The organism is Sphingomonas faeni (genome assembly GCF_040407505.1).
GTDB classification, from domain to species: domain Bacteria; phylum Pseudomonadota; class Alphaproteobacteria; order Sphingomonadales; family Sphingomonadaceae; genus Sphingomonas; species Sphingomonas faeni_E.
On sequence record NZ_JAPZPQ010000002.1, the window covers coordinates 251,053 to 270,812 of the forward strand.

Consider the following 19,760-nt stretch of genomic DNA (forward strand, 5'->3'; position numbering starts at 1 on the left):
CCTACCTCCGATTCGAGTTCGGTCGAGGGGCAATGGGTCAGTTCGCGATATTGAAAATATCAATGTCTGAGTAACAAAAAACTCATGGCAGTAAGTAGGCTTTGCTTGCGCATAATCCGCTGGATCAGCGACCCTCAGATCACGCGCCGATTGAGACGGGCAAGGATCCAAAATGTTCGTGGCCAGGTTTCCACTGGATGTCTGCGTTCTCCGATGTGTTGGCCACGCTGACTATAGTCAGGATATCTACGACGTGACGCCGGAGCGCATCGGTTTAATGACCATATTTGCTCCGCAAAATGAACAAAACGTAATAATGGACGTATGATAAACACTGGTGTTCATTTGCAAACAAAAGCTGTAGGCGCCTGCTCCCAGGGGTGCATCACGAATTCAAGGACATAGTGTGACTGATACAATTAATACCGTAGAACTCGCTGCCGAACTGACGGCAGCATGGCTTGCCAACCCCAATACGCGCACCGCGGCAGACGACGTGCCGGCGTTCCTAGTCGCGATGCATTCTGCGGTCGAGAAGCTCGTCGGGAATGGCGATGTCGAACCTGAGGCTGTTGCAACGCCTGCGTCGGAGCCGGCCGTGTCGGTCCGCAAGTCGCTTGCGTCGCCGGATCACATCATCTCGATGCTCGACGGCAAGAAGTACAAGACACTGCGTCGTCACCTGTCGACCAACGGCCTGACCCCGGAGCAGTATCGCGAGCGCTTCAACCTGAAGGCTGACTATCCGATGGTCGCCGCGACCTATTCGGAAGCGCGCCGTGCAATGGCGAAGTCGATCGGGCTAGGTCGCAAGGCCGGTGCAACGATCGAGAAGGCATCGGACGATGCTGTGAAGACCGTTCGCAAGGGCGGCAAGGCGGCACTCGATGCTGCCAAGAAGACGCTCGGCAGCGAGGGTTGAGATCGGCGAGGGGAGGGCATCGTCCTTCCCCTCGCCCCATTATCGACCGAATGTTATGCCCGCCGGCCGTCTTCGGCCAGCGCGTTCGCCAGAAGTGCGCGGATTGCACGGAGCGCGGGAACGACCGGCTCGATCGTGTCGGGCGTTGCCTTTTCGGCTGCAAGCAATTGCTGCACGCCGCGGACGGTATAGCCCTCGCGGTTGAGCAGCGTATCGATCCGCCGGACCAGTACCGCATCCTCGGCGCGGTAATAACGTCGGTTGCCCGCGCGTTGCAGAGGCCGCAGTTGCGGAAACCGGGTCTCCCAATACCGCAGGATATGCTGTGGCAGGCCAGTCTCGCGCGATAGCTCGCCGATCGTTCGGAACGCTGCGCCAGTCTTGCCTGTAACGGGAGCCTTTCCGGGAACGGTCGCCGACGCTGTGTCGCCGGTACCGGCTAAGACGAGATCTGTATCTTGACCACTGTCACCTGCAAGATCGCCAGGGGAATCATCGGCACCATCGGGCATTGCTGGATTAGTCGGCACCGACGATGCGCTCACGCATCATCTGGCTCGCGCGGAACGTCAGGACGCGACGCGGTGCAATCGGCACTTCGATCCCCGTCTTTGGGTTGCGACCGACGCGCTCGCCCTTGTCACGCAGCACGAACGTGCCGAACCCCGAAATCTTGACGTTCTCGCCTTCGGACAGCGCGCCGCACATCTCCGCAAGGATCTGTTCGACGATCTTTGATGAGTCCGAACGCGACAATCCAACCTCGCGGTGGAGGGACTCGGCCAGATCGGCCCGCGTCAAAGTACCGGTCATCGTCATTCACAAGCTCCCAGTCTCGGGGTCTCTCCTACACAAGCTGGAAGGCGACCGGAAGAACTTTTGTTCTACAAGCGGATCGATCACTTTCTGACCGGTTTAGAAACGGATAACCGCAGCGCCCCAGGTGAACCCGCCACCCATCGCCTCTAGGACGACGATCTGGCCTTGCTGAATGCGTCCGTCGCGTACCGCGACGTCCAGCGCGAGCGGTACGGAGGCAGCCGACGTGTTGGCATGCTGGTCGACGGTGACTACGACTTTCCCCGGCGCAAGGCTAAGTTTCCGCGCGGTGGCGTCGAGGATGCGCGCGTTCGCCTGGTGCGGCACGACCCAGTCGACCTGGTCCGAAGACAAGCCAGCCATCGCCAGCGATTCGGTCATCACCGACGCCAAGTTGGTCACCGCATGCCGAAACACCTCGCGGCCCTTCATGCGGAGCTTGCCGACGGTGCCGGTCGTCGAAACGCCCCCGTCGACATAGAGAAGCTCGTTGTGGCGGCCATCGGCGTGCAGCTTGGTGGTCAGGATGCCGCGACCGCCTTCGTCCGCGGTGTCCTGTGCCTCCAGCACGATCGCGCCAGCGCCGTCGCCGAACAGCACGCAGGTCGTCCGGTCTTCCCAGTCGAGGATGCGGCTGAACGTCTCCGCGCCGATCACCAGCGCGCGCTTGGCGACGCCGCTGCGGATCATGCTGTCGACGACCTGCACCGCGTACAGGAAGCCCGAGCAGACCGCGGCGACGTCGAACGCGACGCAGTCGTCGATGCCGAGTATCGCCTGCACCTTGGTGGCGCTGGCGGGGAAGGTCTGGTCGGGTGTTGCGGTGGCGAGCACGATCAGGTCGATGCTGTCGGCTTCGATCCCAGCCGCGGTCAAAGCCGCGCGGCACGCGTCGGCGGCGAGCGTAGCGGTCGTCTCGCCTTCGCCGGCGATGTGACGGAAGCGGATACCGGTGCGCTCGACGATCCACTCGTCGCTCGTATCGACCTGTTCCGCCAGCTCGGCGTTCGAGACGCGGCGCGCGGGCAGGGCGGAGCCGGTGCCGATGACGACCGAACGGATCATGCCGCCTTCTCCACGCTGCCGAGATCGTCGGCAATGCGCCGGACCAGATCGTTGCGGACCATCTTCGCGGCATTGCCGATCGCGGTCGCGACGCCGCGCTCGGTGGCGCCGCCATGGCTCTTCACGACGATGCCGTTGAGCCCGAGAAATACCGCGCCATTATGATTGTTGGGATCTAGGTGATCGCGCAGCAACTCGGTTGCCGGCCGCGAGATCAGGAAGCCGAGCTTCGACCGGACCGAACTACGAAACGCGCGCTTGAGTAGGTCGGCGACGAATCGCGCGGTGCCCTCGGCGGTCTTTAGCGCGATGTTGCCGGAGAATCCGTCGCACACGACGACGTCGACTTCGCCACGCGACAGACGGTCGCCCTCGATGAAGCCGTTGAACTGCATGTCCACGGCCGGCGTCGCGCGCAGTTGAGCTGCCGCATCGCGGATCTCGTCCGTGCCCTTCATGTCCTCACTGCCGATATTCAGCAGCGCGACGCGGGGGTGCGGGATGTCGAGCGCGGTGCGCGCATAGGCGGCGCCCATGATCGCGAACTGGACGAGGTTGCGCGCATCGCACTCGGTGTTCGCGCCGAGGTCGAGCATCACCATGTCGGTGTCGCCGAGCGTCGGCAGACGCGCCGCGAGTGCCGGCCGGTCGATCCCGGGTAGCATCCGCAACGACAGCTTCGCCATCGCCATCAGCGCGCCGGTATTGCCCGACGACACTGCAGCGGCGGCGCGACCCTGTTTCACCAGGTCGATCGCGATGCCCATCGAGGTCTTCTTGGCGCGACGAATCGCCTGGGTCGGCTTATCGCTCGACCCGACGACTTCCGGCGCGTGGACGATCTCCGAATGCTGCGACAGGTTCGGATGAGCCTTCAGCCCCTCGCGAATCGCAGCTTCGTCGCCGACCAGCAGGAAGCGCATGCCCTCGAATTGATGACGCGCGCGGGCGACACCGGCGAGCATCACTGCCAGCCCGTCATCGCCACCCATCGCATCGACCGCGATCCAGCCGCTGTCGGGCATCGCTTATCCTTCGTTCAAGTTAGAGGTTCCGGACGGAAGCCTCAGCCCTCGATCGAGAGGATTTCGCGACCGTTATAGTGACCGCACGAACCGCACAGGTTGTGGGGACGCTTCAGCTCGCCACAGTTGGGGCATTCCTGGAACGACGCGATCGTGAGCGAGTCGTGACCACGGCGCATGCCGCGCTTGGAGGGCGAGGTTTTTCTTTTGGGGACGGCCATTTCGGCACCTTGTTCAATCTAAAGGTCGGGGCTCCGAGTACGTCCGGACACGGGACACAGGCAACCGACAAGAATGCCGGCCGCCTGAAGCAACCCATGCGGCCTGACGCTCGCGAAGCGTGGCGCTATAGCGATTTCACCCCGCGTTGCAACCATTGGTCGCGAGTGGCAGGACCCCGGCGACATCCAACGAGAGGCAATGCCGTGATTTTACCCGTAACCCTGACGATCGCCGCGGCTGCCGCCGTCGTCAACCTGTGGCTCGCCTTCCGAATCGTGCCGATGCGCGTGAAGGAGAGCGTGCTGATCGGCGACGACGGCAACCAGCGCCTGCAGGCGCGGATGCGCGCGCATGCCAACTTCACCGAATACGCGCCGTTCATCCTGATCCTGATCGGGCTGATCGAGCTCGCCGGCGGATCGACGCTTTGGCTGTGGATTGCGGGCGCGGTGTTCGTGATCGCGCGAATCGCTCACGCGTTCGGCATGGACCGGACGACATCGAGCGTGCCGCGGGCAGGGGGCGCTCTGGCGACCTGGGCGTTGATGGCGGTGCTGGCCGGGTGGGCGCTGGCGATCGCGTATCAGGCGAACAGCGTGCCGTCCGCGAAGACGTTCCAGGTCGTGCCGTCGGGGTCGCAGGCATGAGCGCGTTTCGCTTTCTCACCGCCGCCACGCTGCTGGCTGCGTCACCGGCCGTCGCGCAGGTCTCGCCCGACCGACTGTCCGCCGACGTGAAGACGCTCGCCTCCGACTCGTTCGAGGGCAGGGCGCCCGGAACCCCCGGTGAGACCAAGACCATCGCGTGGCTGATCGCGCAGTTCAAGGCGATGAAGGCGCAACCCGGCGGGCCGAACGGCAGCTGGACGCAGCCCGTGCCGCTCGTCCACACTCGGATGGGCTCGGGCACCGTCCGCGCCGGTGATACCGCGCTGGTGCAGGGGCGTGATCTCTATCTGAGCACGGTCCGCGGCGTCGACCGTGTCGCCATTGCAAACGCACCGATGGTGTTCGTCGGCTACGGCGTCAGCGCGCCCGAACGCGGCTGGGACGACTTCAAGGGCCTCGACCTCAAGGGCAAGGTGGCCGTGTTCCTCGTCAACGATCCCGATTTCGAGGCGGTCACAGGCGACGATGCGAAGGGCAAGTTCGGCGACCGCCGGATGACCTATTACGGCCGCTGGACGTACAAATACGAGGAGGCCGCGCGACGTGGCGCGGTCGGCGCGTTGATCGTCCACGACGCGGCGGGCGCGGGGTACGGCTGGAACACCGTCACCGTCCCCGCCGGCGAGAATTACGACATCGTCCGGAACGACCCTGAGTCGCGGGTAATGCTCCAGGGCTGGCTCGAAGGCGGCGCGGCGACCCGGTTGTTTGCGGCCTCGGGCCTCGACCTGGCAGCGTTGCGCAAGGCGGCGCGACGGAGCGACTTCCGCCCGGTCGCGCTTAAGCAGGCGTTCACCACCGATCTGCCGGTCAAGCACGACACCGCCGTGAGCCAGAACGTGCTCGCCAAGCTTCCCGGCAAGACACGTCCCGACGAAGTCGTGATGTTCGGCGCGCACTGGGACGCCTACGGGATCGGCGCGCCCGATGCGCAGGGCCGCACCATCCGCCCCGGCGCCAACGACGACGGTCTCGGCGTGGCGGGCGTTCTCGAACTCGCGCGCAATTTCGCCAAGGCGCCCCGCACCGACCGCAGCCTCGTCTTCGCGCTGTGGAGCGGCGAGGAGCGCGGGTTGCTCGGCTCGGAGACCTATGCGGTAAACCCGGTCTATCCGGCCGCCAAGACGGTCGCCAACCTGACGCTCGACATCCTTGAGACCGCAGGGCCGGCGAAGGACGTCATGCTGGTCGGCGCGGGCCAGAACAGCCTCGAGGATATGCTCGGCGATGCCGCCAAGGCGCAAGGTCGCGTCGTGACGTCGGAGGCGCTCCCCGAACGCGGGCTGTTCTACCGCGCCGACCATTTCTCGGTCGCACGGCGCGGCGTGCCGACCTTACTGCTGATGGCGATCAGTGGGGCGCCGGATCTGGTCAAGGGTGGCCGGACTGCGGGGCAGGCTTGGCTGGACGGCTATATGAAATGCTATCACCAGACGTGCGACGCATGGGGCGCCGACTGGGACCTGCGTGGTGCTGCGCAGGATGTGGACCTGTTCAAGACGATCGGCACGAAGCTGGCGAACAGCCGGTTGTGGCCGGAATGGCGCGACGGATCGGAGTTCAAGTCGGTGCGAGCTGAGACGGCAGGGGAGCGGAAGTAGAAGACCCGTTCCTCACGCTGGCAACCACCCCGGCGAAGGCCGGGGCCCAATTGGAAAGGTCGCTGTAACGGAGCGCGACCTACGCCAATCTACCTCTCCCAACTGGGCCCCGGCCTTCGCCGGGGTGGAGTGATTGGGAGGATGGCGACTCTTATTGTTCTCCCGCGAAGGCGGGAGCCCAGGGTTGCAGGCGCCACCGCTTGGTATTCTGGACCCGCCTCCGCGGGGGAACGGTAGAAAGCTACCCCGCCAGCGCCCGATCGCTAACGAACATATTCGTCGCCCGCTCATGCGCGAACGTGCTTGCCGGCCCATGCCCCGGAATGAAGCTCGTATCGCTCCCCAACGGCCACAGCTTCTCGACGATCGACTTCACCAGCGTCTCGTGATTGCCCCCGGGCATGTCCGATCGCCCGACCGACCCCTGGAACAGCACATCCCCCACCTGCGCGAACTTCGACGGCGCGTGGTGGAAGATCACATGACCCTCGGTGTGGCCGGGAGTTTCGTAGACGTCGAGCACGAGATCCCCGACCGCCACCGTGTCGCCCTCGACCAGCCACCGGTCGGGCTCGAAATTGACCCCCGAAATCCCGTATTTCGGCCCATCCTGATCGAGCCGCTGCAACCAGAAGCGATCCGCCTCGTGCGGTCCCTCGATCGGTACGGCGAGATCGTTCGATAGCCGCTTGGCGCCCCCCGCATGATCGATATGGCCGTGGGTGAGCAGGATCTTCTCGACCGTCACCCCCGCCTGTTCGACCGCCGCCATGATCCGCGGCAGGTCGCCGCCCGGATCGATCACCGCCGCCTTCATCGTCGCGGTACACCAGATAATCGTGCAGTTCTGCTGGATCGGCGTGACGGGCACGATGGCAGCACGGAGCGGGGGCGCAGCGCGGAGGGGAGGATTTGTCATGGCCTCGAAATAGGATGGCGCGTCGGTTGGAGCAATCGCCGCTTGCGGTTTACCCCATCGCCCGTGCAACAGTGAAGGCGATGTGGACCGCGCCCTACGTGTTGCTCGATGACGCCCGCGCGGCAGGCGCCCCGGCGCGAGTGTACCGCGATCCCGTCCGGATCGTCCGCGCCGATACGCTTGCCGAGGTCCGCCCCGCACTCGACGCCCTCCGCGACGCTCGCGAGGAAGGGCTACACGCCGCCGGCTACCTGACCTACGAAGCCGGCGCCGCACTCGCCTCAAGGCCGGTCGACGTCCGCACCAAAGGCCCGCTGCTCTGGTTCGGCCTGTTCGCCGAGTACGACACGATAGCGCCCGAAGACGTCGCCGCGTTGCTCCCCGACCCCGCCGGCGCCTGGACCGGTGCGCCGCAGCCGCTGATCGACCGCGAGACCTACGACGCCAGCCTCTCGCGCGTGCTGGACCTGATCGCGGCTGGCGACATCTACCAAGCCAACCTCACCTTTGCCGCCACCGTGCCGTTCGTCGGCGACCCTATCGCGCTCTACGCCCGGCTGCGGCGCCAGGCGAAGGCGGGATACGGTGCGCTGATCGACACCGGCGAGACGCGCTTCCTGTCGCTGTCCCCCGAACTCTTCTTCGCGCTCGACGGCGACACGCTCACCTGCCGCCCGATGAAGGGCACCTCACCGCGAGGCGACACCCCCGACGCCGACCGCGCGCTCGCCGAAGATCTCGCGGCCGACCCGAAACAGCGCGCCGAAAACCTCATGATCGTCGACCTGATGCGCAACGACCTGTCGCGCGTCGCCACCCACGTTGCGGTGCCCGATTTGTTCACCGTCGAGACCTATCCGACCGTCCACCAGATGACCTCGACCGTCACCGCGACGGTGAAACCCACGTGCGACGCAGTCGACGTCCTGACCGCGCTGTTCCCCTGCGGATCGATCACCGGCGCGCCGAAACAACGCGCGATGGAGGTCATCGCCGAGGTCGAGCACGCGCGCGTTCGTGGCATCTATACCGGCGCGATCGGGCGGTTCGACGCGAACGGCGACGCGATCTTCAACGTCGCGATCCGCACATTGGCGATCCAGAACGGCGCGGCGACGATGAGTCTCGGCTCGGGCATCGTTGCCGACAGCGCGGCCGACGCAGAGTGGAACGAATGCCACGCAAAAGGCGCGTTCGTCACCGCCGGCCAGCGCCGCTTCGACCTGATCGAGACGATGGCGTTCGATCCCGAGGACGGTCTGCCCCGCCTCGAAGCGCATCTCGCGCGGATGAAGGCGAGTGCGGAGGCCTTGGGCTTCACCTTCGACCGCCACACTGCGCGCAACGAACTCCAGGCCGCAACCTTCCGGCTGCGCGGACCCCGCCGCATCCGCCTGCTGCTCAGCCCATCGGGCGCGATCGCGATCGAGGCGGCACCGCTCCCGCACTCGCCTGCGCAAGCGACCGTTGCGATCGTTCCGCTGCCGGTGCCCGCGACCGACTTCCGCCTCCGCCACAAGACGAGCGCCCGCGCCTTCTACGACGACGCGCGGAAAGCCGCGGGGACGTTCGAGGTGGTGTTCGAGGACGCCGACGGCTTCCTCACCGAAGGCAGCTTCACCTCCTTGTTTGTCCAGCGCGGCGAAGCACTCGTCACGCCGCCACTACGGCATGGCCTGCTCCCCGGTATATTGCGAGCCGACCTCCTTGAATCGGGCCGCGCAACCGAAGCCTTGCTAACCCGAGCCGACCTGACCGCCGGATTCTTCATCGGAAATGCAGTCCGCGGGCTCATTCCCGCCATCGTTACGGTTGCGAATTCGACCGATCGGCGCGTATAGCGCCCGCAAATTCCGCGACGATGTTCGCGGACAACCGCAAAGGTTACACCATGCACGCATCCGCCGCGCTCGGCCGCATCAGCCCCTCGCCGACGCTCGCGATCACCTCGCGCGTTCTCGAACTGAAGCGCGCAGGCGTCGACGTGATCGGGCTTGGTGCGGGTGAACCCGATTTCGACACGCCGGACTTCGTGAAAGAGGCGGCGATCCAGGCGATCCGCGACGGCAAGACGAAATACACCAACGTCGACGGCACGATCGAGCTCAAGCAGGCGATCGTCGCCAAGTTCGCGCGCGACAACAATCTCACCTACACCACCGACCAGATCAGCGTGAACGTCGGCGGCAAGCACACCCTGTTCAACGCGATGGTCGCGACGATCGATCCGGGCGACGAGGTCGTCATCCCCGCGCCGTATTGGGTCAGCTATCCCGACGTCGTGCAGTTCGCCGGTGGCGTGCCGGTGATCGTCAAGGCGGGTCCCGAGGTCGGCTACAAGCTCGACCCCGCCGCGCTCGACGCCGCGATCACGCCGAAGACCAAGTGGGTGATCCTCAACTCGCCGTCGAACCCGACCGGCGCCGGCTACACGATCGACGAACTGAAGGCGCTCGGCGCGGTGCTCGCGCGGCATCCGCACGTCTGGATCTTCGCCGACGATATGTACGAGCACATCGTCTATGACGGCTTCAAGTTCGCGACGATCGCGGAGGCATGCCCCGAGCTGTTCGAGCGCACGCTGACCGTCAACGGCTGCTCGAAGGCCTATGCGATGACCGGCTGGCGGATTGGCTACGGCGCAGGCGCTTCGTGGCTGATCAAGGCGATGGCCAAGCTCCAGTCGCAGTCGACCTCGAACCCGTGCTCGATCGCCCAAGCCGCCGCTGTCGCCGCCCTCAACGGCGACCAGTCCTTCCTCGCCGAGCGCAACACCGCGTTCCAGGGCCGCCGCGATCTGGTCGTGTCGATGCTGAACGCGATCGATGGCATGCACTGCCCGACGCCGGAGGGTGCGTTCTACGTCTACCCATCGTTCGCCGAGCTGATCGGCAAGACCACGCCGAACGGCCGCCTGATCGACACCGACGAGGCGATGGTCGGCTATCTGCTCGACGACGCCAAGGTGGCGGTGGTGCAGGGTGCTGCGTTCGGCCTCTCGCCGGCGTTCCGGATCAGCTACGCTACCTCGGACGCGCTGCTCCGCGAAGCGTGCACGCGCATCCAGACGGCCTGCGCCGCGCTGAAGTAAGATGTAATCCTCCCCCTCCGTCACCTTCGGCGACACCTCCCCCTGGCGGGGGAGGATCGCAAGCATCTGCCGGCAACATTCGAGACACGCGGCGACATCTTCCGGCAACCCTGTCGGGCGATGCCTGCTGCACGATGAACGCATCGGCCACGGCGCGTTAATCGAGAGTTTCTAAAAACGACATTGTGGTTGGCCGGCATCTCTACGACATGCCGGTCCGTAACTGACGCTGACCTATCCGGTCGGCGCCATCACTGGGTTTCATTGGGATCGCATCATGCGCAGCATCGTAAAGTCGAGTTTCTTCTGGCAGTTCAGCGGCGGTTTCGTCCTCGGCGCCATCGGCTTGCTCGCACTGCAGCCCGCCGAAGCCCGCCAGACCTTCGCCAGCCATTTCGAGCACAGCGTCTCGGCCACCGCGCGATAACCGCCACCTGATAACTGCGCCGACGGCCTAGCGAAGCGCAAGCGCAACCCCATGTATCAAAACATGAAAAAGCCGCTTCTCGCCACGCTCGCCGCCGTCGGTATCGCCGGTGCGTTTATTGCCACCGGCACCGCGCAGGGCGCCCGCGCCGTCGTCATCCCCGCCGTCAAGACCGACCTCCCCGCAGCGCCCGGTATCCAGACCGCGGTGCTTGCCGGCGGTTGCTTCTGGACGATGGAAGCAGTGTTCGAGCATGTGAAGGGCGTGAAGGCCGTCACGACCGGCTATGCCGGCGGCACCAAGGCGACCGCGACCTACGACCAGGTCTCCGCCGAGACGACCAAGCATGCCGAAGCGATCAAGATCGCCTACGATCCCCGCGTCGTGAGTTACGGCACGTTGCTCCGCGTGTATTTCTCGATCGCGCACGATCCGACGACGTTGAACCGCCAGGGTCCAGACAGCGGCACCAGCTATCGCTCGGCGATCTTCCCGCAGTCGCCTGCGCAGGCGCAGGTCGCCCGCGCGTATATCGCGCAACTCGGTGCCACGCATGCGTTCTCCGGGCCGATCGTGACGAAGCTGGAAACGGGGACGTTCTATCCGGCCGAGGCGTATCACCAGAATTTCTACGATCGGAACCCGACGCATCCGTACGTCGTGGCGTGGGACAAGCCGAAGGTGGCCGCCTTCCGCGCGGCGTTTCCGACGATTTCGAGTTGAATTCTGTTAGCGGGCCCCCAGTGAACCACTGGATCTAGATAGCTTGTTTCCCCGCGAAGGCGGGGACCCAGACTGGGCTTCCGCCTTCGCGGGAGAACAAGGAGGGATGGGGCGATGTTTCGACAGGAAAGCATCGCACTGCTCCGGGGTGACCGGTAGGAACCTCAGGCCGCAACCGGGAACCGCAGCATCCGGTCCGCCACCGGCACCATAGCCTCGGCCCCAACCCCGACCGCACGCACGATCTCCGGATGGTCCACGTCCAGCCCGCCAGTCAGCGACCCGAACGCCGGCAGGATCAGCTTAGTCGCCGTCGCCACGAAACACCGCCGCGCCACCTGCTTCCCCCGCACGCGCAACCGAAGCTTCGGATGGAAATGCCCCGACAGCTCCGGCCGCGTCTCCGCCCGGTCCGCTTCATGCCGCAGCACCAGTCCATCGACGACCACCTCGTCTACCACCTCCCCGCCACACCGATCGAGGATCGCCGGATCGTGATTGCCCGTGATCCACGTCCACCGCGTCCCGTCGGTCATCGCCCGCAGCATGTCCTGCGCGCGCTGCGGCAACCGCTCGCAGCCGTCGCTGTCGTGGAAGCTGTCGCCGAGGCACCAGACTTCGCGCGCGCCCGTTGCGGCGACCAGCGCGGTGAGATCGGCCAGCGTCGCGATCGAATCATACGGCGGCAGCATCTGGCCGCGTTTCGCGAACCAGCTCGCCTTCTCGAAATGCAGGTCGGCGACCAGCAGCGCACGCCGCTCCGGCCAGAACAGCGCGCCTTGCGCCAACGCCAGAAGCGCATGCCCGCCGAACGAAAAGGGAACCATCCGCCCGCCATGCCGCCCCCGCCGCACCGAATCAAGCCGCCATCGTCGCGAACCGGGTGGGGCTTGCGCATGCCCCCAATCGGCGTAAAGCGCGCCGTCCCCTCAGGAGGAGCGCTCTTCGCGCCATGACGTCCGTCGCCGGAACACCCCAAACTGCCGCTGTACCGGAAACGCCTGGCGATCTGTCGGCGGCGCATCTGCATCCGCACCCCGCACTCGCCGCGCTGACCGTCGGCGCGATCGGCGTGGTGTTCGGCGATATCGGCACCAGCCCGCTCTACGCGTTCCGCGAGGCACTCGGCCAGACGTCCGCGGGCGGCATCGATCCGACCGAAATCCTTGGCGTGCTGAGCCTCGCGCTCTGGTCGCTGTTCCTCGTCGTCACCGTCAAATACGTCATCTTCCTGATGCGCGCCGACAACCAGGGCGAGGGCGGCGTGCTAGCGCTGGCCGCGCTAGCCCGTCGCGCGCTCGGCATGCGATCGCGGATCGCGATCGTGCTCGGCGCGGCGGGCGCGTCTTTGTTCTACGGCGATGCAATCATCACGCCGGCGCTGTCGGTGCTTTCCGCGATGGAAGGCCTGCGGACGATCCCCAGCGCCGCGCACATCTTCAACGAAGGCGTCGTCCGCGCGCTGACGATCGGCATCCTGATCGGGCTGTTCCTGATCCAGTCGCGCGGCACGGCGCAGGTATCGAAGCTGTTCGGCCCGGTCTGCATCCTCTGGTTCGTCGCAATCGGCGCGCTCGGCATCTGGCACATCGCCGACGAGCCCTCGATCGTCCGCGTGTTCCTGCCGACCTACGGCATCTCGTTCCTCGCCACGCACGGCGTCACCGGGCTGTTCGTGCTCGGCGCGGTGTTCCTGACCGTCACCGGCGCGGAGGCGCTGACCGCCGACATGGGCCATTTCGGCAAGCTGCCGATCCGCATCGGCTGGTTTTTCCTCGTCTTCCCGGCGTTGGCGTTGAACTATCTCGGGCAGGGCGCATTCGCTTTGTCTCGGCTCGAGGATGCGGCGGCGCGCGGCGTGCCGTTCGTCAATCAGGACTGGTTCTTCCTGATGGCGCCCGAATCGCTGCGCCCCGCGCTGATCATCCTCGCTGGCTTCGCGACGGTCATCGCCAGCCAGGCGGTCATCACCGGTGCATTCTCGCTGACGCAGCAGGCGATCCAGCTCGGCCTGCTCCCCCGCCTGCGCATCCGCCAGACCTCCGCGGTGTTCGCCGGCCAGATCTACCTGCCGGCGATCAACTGGCTGTTGCTGATCGGCGTGCTGGTGCTGGTGATCCAGTTCAAGACGTCGTCGGCGATGGCGGCCGCGTACGGCATCGCGGTGACCGGCACGATGGTCGTCACGACCTTGCTCGCCTACATCGTCGTCCGCCACCGTTGGAACTGGTCGCGCCCGCTCGCGCTCGCGGCGATCCTGCCGTTCCTGACGCTCGACCTGATCTTCTTCGGCGCGAACATCCTCCGCGTCATCGAGGGCGGCTGGGTGCCACTCGTCATCGCCGCCGCGATCGGACTGATCATCTTCACCTGGGTGCGCGGCAAGAAGATCGTCAGTGCGTTCGAGAAGCGCCAGAGCATCCCGCTGAGCGATCTCGCCTCGGCGCTGGAAAAGCGTCCGCCCGAGCGTGTGTCGGGAACGGCCGTGTTCCTGACCGGCAACCCGCACGCGACACCCGGCGCGCTGCTGCATAATCTGAAGCACAACAAGGTGCTCCACGAGCGCAACCTGATCGTCAGCATTCGTACCGCCGACCGCCCGTTCGTCGATGAGGCGGCGCGGGCGAAGGTCGAACGGGTCGACGAGAATTTCTCGATCGTCGTGCTGACCTACGGGTTCATGGAATCTCCGGACGTGCCGCGCGATCTCGGCATCGGCAACAAGACTGAACAGCTTGGGTTGGACCCGATGCGCACCTCGTTCTTCATCGGCCGCAACACGTTGAAACCGGATGCGGAAAAGGGGATGCCGCCTTGGCAGGACCGGATCTTCCTCTTCCTGCAGCGCAACGCCAGCGATCCGACCGACTTCCTGAAGATCCCGCCGGGCAAGGTGCTGGAGCTAGGCGAACAGGTCACCGTCTAAGCTCAGAGTAAGGCGGACGTTTCAAGAGGGGAAGCGCGTGCTCCCTCGCCCCTCCGGGGAGAGGGAAGGGGCCCGCGGCACTTGCCGTGGGAAGGGAGAGGGGCGTTGTCGGGCACCGTCTCGAGCCCCAAGCCCCTCTCCCTTCCGTCGCCTAAGGCTCCTCCCTCCCTCTCCCCGAAGGGGCGAGGGGCGTAGCGTTCACCCCGCGAACGCTTTCACCAAGTCGAACAGATAATCCCGACCGTCATACAGCGAAGCCACCCGGATGCGCTCGTTGAGGCCATGAATACCCCCCATGTCCTTGTCGATGAACACCCCCGGAGCCCCATAAACCGGAATCCCGATCGCCTCGAAGAAGATCCCGTCCGTCGCCCCGGTCGACATCAACGGCAGGATCGGCAGGCCGGGGAAGTGCTTCGCCGCCACCTTGGTCACGGGCCCCATGATCTTCGGGTCGAGCGTCGGCGGGATCGCGGTCGGCCGCACCGGCTGGTTCGCCGTCACCGTCACCTTGGCCCCCGCCAGCTCCTTCAGCTTGGCGAGCGTGCCCTCCACCGTCTCGCCCGGAAAGATCCGGCAGTTGATATTGGCCGTCGCACGCTGCGGCAACGCGTTCTCCGCATGCCCCGCGTTCAGCAACGTCGCCACGCACGTCGTGCGCAACGTGGAGTGCATCGCCTTGTCACGACTGACGATCGCATCCGCCGTCTTGTCCTCGGGGTTCGCGAGCAGCTTGCTGATCGCATCCCCCATCTCGCCCGGCATCGCCTTCGCACTCGCCGCGAAGAACGCCTTGGTCGTGTCGGTGAACTTCACCGGAAACTCGTAGCCCTGCACCGCCTTCACGGCGTCGGCGAGCTCGTAGATCGCGTTCTCCGGGATCGGCTGCGAGCTATGCCCGCCGGGATTGGTGGCGAGAAACGTATAGTTCTGCGCCGCCTTCTCGCCGACCTGGATCGCGAGCAACTGGCGCTTGCCGTTGTCGTCGAGCCGCCCGCCACCGCCCTCGTTGAGCGCGAACTCCGCAGCGATCAGGTCGGGCTTCGATTTGGCCAGATACTGCGCGCCGTTCCACGCGAACGTCGTCTCCTCGCCGCAGGTCAGCGCGAGCTTGATCGTCCGCTTGGGCTTGTACCCGCTGGTCTTGAAGCGGATCATCGCGTCTGACCAGATCGCCGCCTGAGCCTTGTCGTCGACGGTGCCGCGCGCGTAATAATAACCGCCTTCCTCGATCAGCTTGAACGGATCGCGCACCCAGTCCTCGCGCTTGGCCTCGACCACGTCGAGATGCGCGAGCAGCAGCATCGGCTTGATCGACGCGTCCGACCCCTTCAGCACCGCGACCAGCCCGCCGTCCTTCGGATGCTCGGGCACCGAGAAATAGGTGATGTCGGCGTCCGCATAACCCGCCGTCTTCAGCCGCGCACCGATCTGCGCCGCCGCCTGCGTGCAGCTGCCCGCGGACAGCGTCGTGTTGGTCTCGACCAGCTCTTTGTAGAGCCCGAGGAACGCTTTCTGGTCGGGCCGCGATTGCGCCTGTGCCGAGAATGGTGTCGTCAGGATTGCCGCCGTGAGTAGCCAGCCAGTCGCGCGCATCGTCATCCCCTTTTTCGTTTCCGGCGGGAGAGTTGCAGCGAACGCACCAGGACGCAACCTCAGCGGCGCAGCTCGCCACGACGGCGCGTCTCGCGTGGTAAGGTGAGCCGTACCTCGCGGTTGGCGAAATCGATGTCGACGCGGCGGAACAGTTGCAGCACGTCCATCCCGAGCAGCATCGCGGGTCGCTCGGCGAGGCCGAACAGGCGGAACGGCGGTGCGTCGACGGCGGTGAACGCCACGGGCAGGTCGCCTAGCGTCAGGCTGCCGATCGTGACGCGGTCGATCGTCGTATAGTCGGCGATCACGGTCTCGCCGGTGACGCCGGTGAGCGACACGGGCTGCGACGCCCCCGCGCTGCCCAGTCCCTTGCGCGTCACCTTCCGGCGGAGCGCGCCATTGGCCATGCTGACCGAGGTGCCGGTGTCGAGGATCACGCGGATGCGGATGCCGTTGCAATAGGCATCGGTTACGACGAGCTGCCCGAACAGGCTGCGCGCCCGGATGACGATCTCGTCGGGGCCCGCGCGCTCGCGGCTCTGCCGTTTGCGCGAGGGCGTGACGGTCATCGTGTTGGTGTCGAAGTCGATTCCCACCGCGTGAGCCTGCAACGCATCGATTCCGAGCAGCCCGCGCGCACCGAGATTGATCGCGCTGATCGCCGGCGCCTCGATCGCCGCGCTGCCGATCACGCTGACATTCAGCGAGGGGATGACGACGGTGCCGATAGCGCTCGATCCGGTCATGCCGGTCACGCGGACGATGCGGCCTGGCGCAAGCCCGAGCGTTGCGGCGAGTTCGCGCGCGATGACGGTCCGCTGGGCGCCAGTATCGACGACGAACGCGAACGGTCCTGCGCCGGCGATCGTGACCGGCACCGTCATCCGGGCTTGGTCGTCACCGAACAGGAGCGTGGCGGGGTCGGGTTCTGTTGCCGATGCTGCGCTGGGCGGAGGTGCAGCATCGGGGCGTGGAGAGGCTGCGTCCTGAGCGCTAGCCTGGGCGGCAATGGCTAGCAGTAGAGGGGCTAGCCACCTGTGCATGCTGCAAATGCTGCGCCCGATTTCGTACATGCGCAACTACCGTTGTTAAGCCCGAACGTCCCTCCCAAACGCTACCACCCCGGCGGAGGCCGGGGCCCAATTGGGGGAGATTGCTAATGGAGGGCAACGTTCCGTTACGACCACCTTTCCAATTGGGCCCCGGCCTTCGCCGGGGTGGTGTTTCAACGTGGGCAGCCGTAGCCCCTCAATCAGGCCGCATCGCATCCGCGATCATCGCTTCCGCCTCGATCAGCAGCGCGTCGTCCGAGCTGTTCGTCGAGATCTTCTCGCGCCCGATCAGCGTCAGCACCGGCACCGCGAGCGGCGTCACCCGCTCCAGATCGACATGCACCATCGTCGCCGCCGCGCGATCGAGCAGCGACGCCAGCCGCCCGACATCGGTCATGCGCGCCCGCGCGTCCGCCCACGCCGCCTCCAGCAGCAGATGCGTCGGCTCGTATTTGCGCAGTACGTCGTAGATCAGGTCGGTCGAAAACGTCACCTGCTTGCCGGTCTTGCGCTTGCCCGGATGTTGGCGCTCGACCAGCCCGCCGATCACCGCGACCTCGCGGAACGCGCGCTTCAACAGATGCGATTGCTGCACCCATTCGACGAACTCATGTTCGAGGATATCCGCCGAGAACAGCGCGGCGGGATCGGTGATCTTCTCCAGCCCGTACACCGCCAGCGCGTAATCATTGGCGACGAAGCCGAGCGGTTTCAGCCCCTGCGTCTCCATCCGCCGCGTGATCAGCATGCCGAGCGACTGGTGCGCGTTCCACCCCTCGAAGCTGTACGCGACCATGTAGTGCCGCCCCTCGCGCGGGAACGTCTCGACCAGCAGCTGGCCGGGCTCGGGCATCACCGATCGATACGCCTGCATCTCCAGCCATTCACGCACGTCGTCCGGGAAGCGCGCCCATTCGCCGGGATGCGCCAGGAAGCCACGGACGCGGTCGGCAAGGTTGGTCGACAGCGGCATCCGGCTGCCGCCATAGGTCGGAATCCGCGCCGGCTTCGACGTCGCGCGAACGACCAGATCCTCGAGATCGATCTTCATCACCTCGAGGCTCAACCCGGCGAAGAAGAACGTATCACCGTGACTCAACTGCGCCGCGAACGCCTCCTCGACGCGACCCAGCACGCGGCCATTGCCGAACCGCACGTTGAGCATCGTCGCCTCGACGATGATGCCCGCGTTCAGCCGATGCTGGCCGATGAATTTGGGATGGCTGACGCGCCACGTCCCGTCCGCATCCTTGGTCAGCCGCTTGAACCGATCATAGGCTTTCAGCGAATAGCCGCCGTCGCTGATGAAATGCAGCACGCGCTCGAACGTCTCGGTCGGCAGCGCGGAATAGGGGAGGGCTGAGCGGATCTCGTCGAGCAACGCAGCTTCGTGGAACGGGGCCGCACAGGCGCACGCCATCACGTGCTGCGCGAGCACATCTAGCGCCCCGACGCGGAAGATATCCGCATCGAGTTCGCCCGCCTCGACCGCGTCGAGCGCCGCGCGCGCCTCGAGATATTCGAACCGGTTGCCCGGCACGACGATCGCCTGCGACGATTCGTCGAGCCGGTGGTTGGCGCGCCCGATCCGCTGCAACAGCCGCGACGATCCCTTCGGCGCGCCCATCTGGATCACGCAATCGACATTGCCCCAGTCGACGCCCAGGTCGAGGCTCGACGTCGCGACCAACGCGCGCAGTTTCCCCTCGGCCATCGCATTCTCGACTTTCCGCCGCGCCTCCTTCGCGAGGCTGCCATGGTGGACGCCGATCGGGAGGTTCCCCGAGTTTACCTTCCACAGATCCTGGAAGATCAGCTCGGCCAGGCTGCGCGTGTTGCAGAACACGATCGAGGTCTCGTGTGCCTCGATCTCGGCCATCACCTGCGCGGCGGCATAGCGGCCCGAATGCCCCGACCACGGCACGCGGCCCTCGGGCAGCAAAATCGCGATGTTGGGATCCGCGCCGGGCTCGCCGCGGACCATCGCGACCTGATCGATATCGCCATCGGGGGCGAGCCACGCGCGATAGCCGTCCGCATCCGCGACCGTCGCCGACAGCGCGACGCGGCGCATCCCCGGCGAAATCTTCTGAAGTCGCGCCATGCACAGCGACAACAGGTCGCCGCGCTTGCCGGTCGCGAAAGCGTGCACCTCGTCGACCACGATCGTGCGGAGGTTTTCGAACATCGTGATGCTGTCGGGATAGCTCAGCAGCAGCGACAGAGACTCTGGGGTCGTCAGGAGAATCTGCGGCGGCTTGATCCGCTGCCGTGCCTTCCGGTCGGAGGGCGTGTCGCCAGTCCGCGTCTCCACGCGTATATCGACGCCCATCTCGTCGATCGGCGTCAGCAGGTTGCGCTGCACGTCGACCGCAAGCGCTTTCAGCGGCGAGACGTACAGCGTGTGGAGCCCATTCGTCGGCGCCTCGATCAGCTCGGCAAGCGTCGGAAGGAACCCGGCAAGCGTCTTCCCCGCCCCGGTCGCCGCCACCAGCAGCGCGTGATGCCCAGCACGGCCTTCCGCCAGCATCTCGAGCTGATGCCGCCGCGGCCGCCACCCGCGCGTCGCGAACCAGTTTTCGAGGGGAGGGGGGAGGTCGCTCACGGCCTGTTCACGCATCATCGTCATATGGGGGCGTTGCGCCGCACCGCTATGGACGCGGCGCAAACGGCCGGCACACTGCCAAGCCTCTCTATATGAAAG

18 protein-coding genes are annotated in these 19,760 nt (G+C 65.8%); 8 read left to right on the forward strand and 10 right to left on the reverse strand.

Annotated features, from left to right (window positions below):
- Positions 1-406 precede the first annotated feature (406 nt).
- On the forward strand, positions 407-922 hold the full coding sequence (locus tag O6X71_RS07705) for a MucR family transcriptional regulator (RefSeq protein WP_353465316.1): 516 nt from the start codon (positions 407-409) through the stop codon (positions 920-922).
- 53 nt (positions 923-975) lie between these two features.
- Here O6X71_RS07705 and O6X71_RS07710 read toward each other — a convergent pair whose 3' ends face one another.
- From O6X71_RS07710 to rpmF, 5 genes are all read right to left on the reverse strand, one after another.
- Entirely contained in the window at positions 976-1,281 is a 306-nt protein-coding gene (locus O6X71_RS07710; protein WP_353465866.1) for a MerR family transcriptional regulator, read from the reverse strand.
- 160 nt (positions 1,282-1,441) lie between these two features.
- Entirely contained in the window at positions 1,442-1,741 is a 300-nt protein-coding gene (locus O6X71_RS07715; protein WP_176500395.1) for an integration host factor subunit alpha, read from the reverse strand.
- Between the two features lie 96 nt (positions 1,742-1,837).
- The gene (locus O6X71_RS07720; protein ID WP_353465318.1) at positions 1,838-2,806 is read right to left on the reverse strand and encodes a beta-ketoacyl-ACP synthase III; all 969 of its coding nucleotides are present in this window, start codon (positions 2,804-2,806) and stop codon (positions 1,838-1,840) included.
- Entirely contained in the window at positions 2,803-3,831 is a 1,029-nt protein-coding gene (plsX, locus tag O6X71_RS07725) for a phosphate acyltransferase PlsX (protein WP_056054397.1), read from the reverse strand. The genes O6X71_RS07720 and plsX overlap by 4 nt, the downstream gene beginning before the upstream one ends.
- A 41-nt stretch (positions 3,832-3,872) precedes the next feature.
- Positions 3,873-4,052, reverse strand: a complete 180-nt coding sequence (gene rpmF / locus O6X71_RS07730; protein WP_056054400.1) for a 50S ribosomal protein L32 — start codon at positions 4,050-4,052, stop codon at positions 3,873-3,875.
- Positions 4,053-4,256: 204 nt separating this feature from the next.
- On the opposite strand from rpmF, the gene O6X71_RS07735 reads away from it, so the two are divergent.
- Both O6X71_RS07735 and O6X71_RS07740 read left to right on the forward strand, forming a co-directional pair.
- A complete protein-coding gene (locus O6X71_RS07735; RefSeq protein WP_353465319.1) occupies positions 4,257-4,700 on the forward strand; it encodes an MAPEG family protein in 444 nt (147 codons plus the stop codon).
- Positions 4,697-6,322 (forward strand): M28 family metallopeptidase, encoded by a 1,626-nt coding sequence (locus O6X71_RS07740; RefSeq protein WP_353465320.1) that lies wholly within the window; start codon positions 4,697-4,699, stop codon positions 6,320-6,322. Before O6X71_RS07735 ends, O6X71_RS07740 begins: the two co-directional genes overlap by 4 nt.
- A gap of 241 nt (positions 6,323-6,563) precedes the next feature.
- On the opposite strand, the gene O6X71_RS07745 is transcribed toward O6X71_RS07740, so the two are convergent.
- Complete coding sequence (locus O6X71_RS07745; protein WP_353465321.1) at positions 6,564-7,241, reverse strand: MBL fold metallo-hydrolase; 678 nt, start codon at positions 7,239-7,241, stop codon at positions 6,564-6,566.
- Positions 7,242-7,321: 80 nt separating this feature from the next.
- On the opposite strand from O6X71_RS07745, the gene pabB reads away from it, so the two are divergent.
- From pabB to msrA, 4 genes are all read left to right on the forward strand, one after another.
- A complete protein-coding gene (pabB, locus tag O6X71_RS07750; RefSeq protein ID WP_353465867.1) occupies positions 7,322-9,082 on the forward strand; it encodes an aminodeoxychorismate synthase component I in 1,761 nt (586 codons plus the stop codon).
- Positions 9,083-9,132: 50 nt separating this feature from the next.
- Positions 9,133-10,332, forward strand: coding sequence for a pyridoxal phosphate-dependent aminotransferase (locus tag O6X71_RS07755; RefSeq protein ID WP_353465322.1), 1,200 nt, complete (start codon positions 9,133-9,135; stop codon positions 10,330-10,332).
- 277 nt (positions 10,333-10,609) lie between these two features.
- Positions 10,610-10,759 carry a hypothetical protein gene (locus O6X71_RS07760; protein ID WP_165895481.1) on the forward strand — a complete coding sequence of 50 codons (150 nt, stop codon included), beginning with the start codon at positions 10,610-10,612 and terminating at the stop codon, positions 10,757-10,759.
- A gap of 63 nt (positions 10,760-10,822) precedes the next feature.
- Positions 10,823-11,482: a peptide-methionine (S)-S-oxide reductase MsrA gene (gene msrA / locus O6X71_RS07765; RefSeq protein WP_353465323.1), complete on the forward strand. Its 660-nt coding sequence runs from the start codon at positions 10,823-10,825 to the stop codon at positions 11,480-11,482.
- A 164-nt stretch (positions 11,483-11,646) separates the two neighbouring features.
- On the opposite strand, the gene pdeM is transcribed toward msrA, so the two are convergent.
- A complete protein-coding gene (gene pdeM / locus O6X71_RS07770; protein ID WP_192975211.1) occupies positions 11,647-12,309 on the reverse strand; it encodes a ligase-associated DNA damage response endonuclease PdeM in 663 nt (220 codons plus the stop codon).
- 125 nt (positions 12,310-12,434) lie between these two features.
- Here pdeM and O6X71_RS07775 point away from each other — a divergent pair, with 125 nt between their 5' ends.
- On the forward strand, positions 12,435-14,408 hold the full coding sequence (locus O6X71_RS07775) for a potassium transporter Kup (protein ID WP_353465325.1): 1,974 nt from the start codon (positions 12,435-12,437) through the stop codon (positions 14,406-14,408).
- Between the two features lie 198 nt (positions 14,409-14,606).
- Here the strand turns inward: O6X71_RS07775 and O6X71_RS07780 are convergent, their stop codons facing one another.
- The 3 genes from O6X71_RS07780 to O6X71_RS07790 form a co-directional block, all read right to left on the reverse strand.
- Positions 14,607-16,004 (reverse strand): M20/M25/M40 family metallo-hydrolase, encoded by a 1,398-nt coding sequence (locus O6X71_RS07780; RefSeq protein WP_353465326.1) that lies wholly within the window; start codon positions 16,002-16,004, stop codon positions 14,607-14,609.
- Between the two features lie 59 nt (positions 16,005-16,063).
- Positions 16,064-16,888 carry an aspartyl protease family protein gene (locus O6X71_RS07785; protein WP_353465327.1) on the reverse strand — a complete coding sequence of 275 codons (825 nt, stop codon included), beginning with the start codon at positions 16,886-16,888 and terminating at the stop codon, positions 16,064-16,066.
- Positions 16,889-17,252: 364 nt separating this feature from the next.
- Positions 17,253-19,676, reverse strand: coding sequence for a ligase-associated DNA damage response DEXH box helicase (locus tag O6X71_RS07790; RefSeq protein ID WP_353465328.1), 2,424 nt, complete (start codon positions 19,674-19,676; stop codon positions 17,253-17,255).
- Positions 19,677-19,760 lie beyond the last annotated feature (84 nt).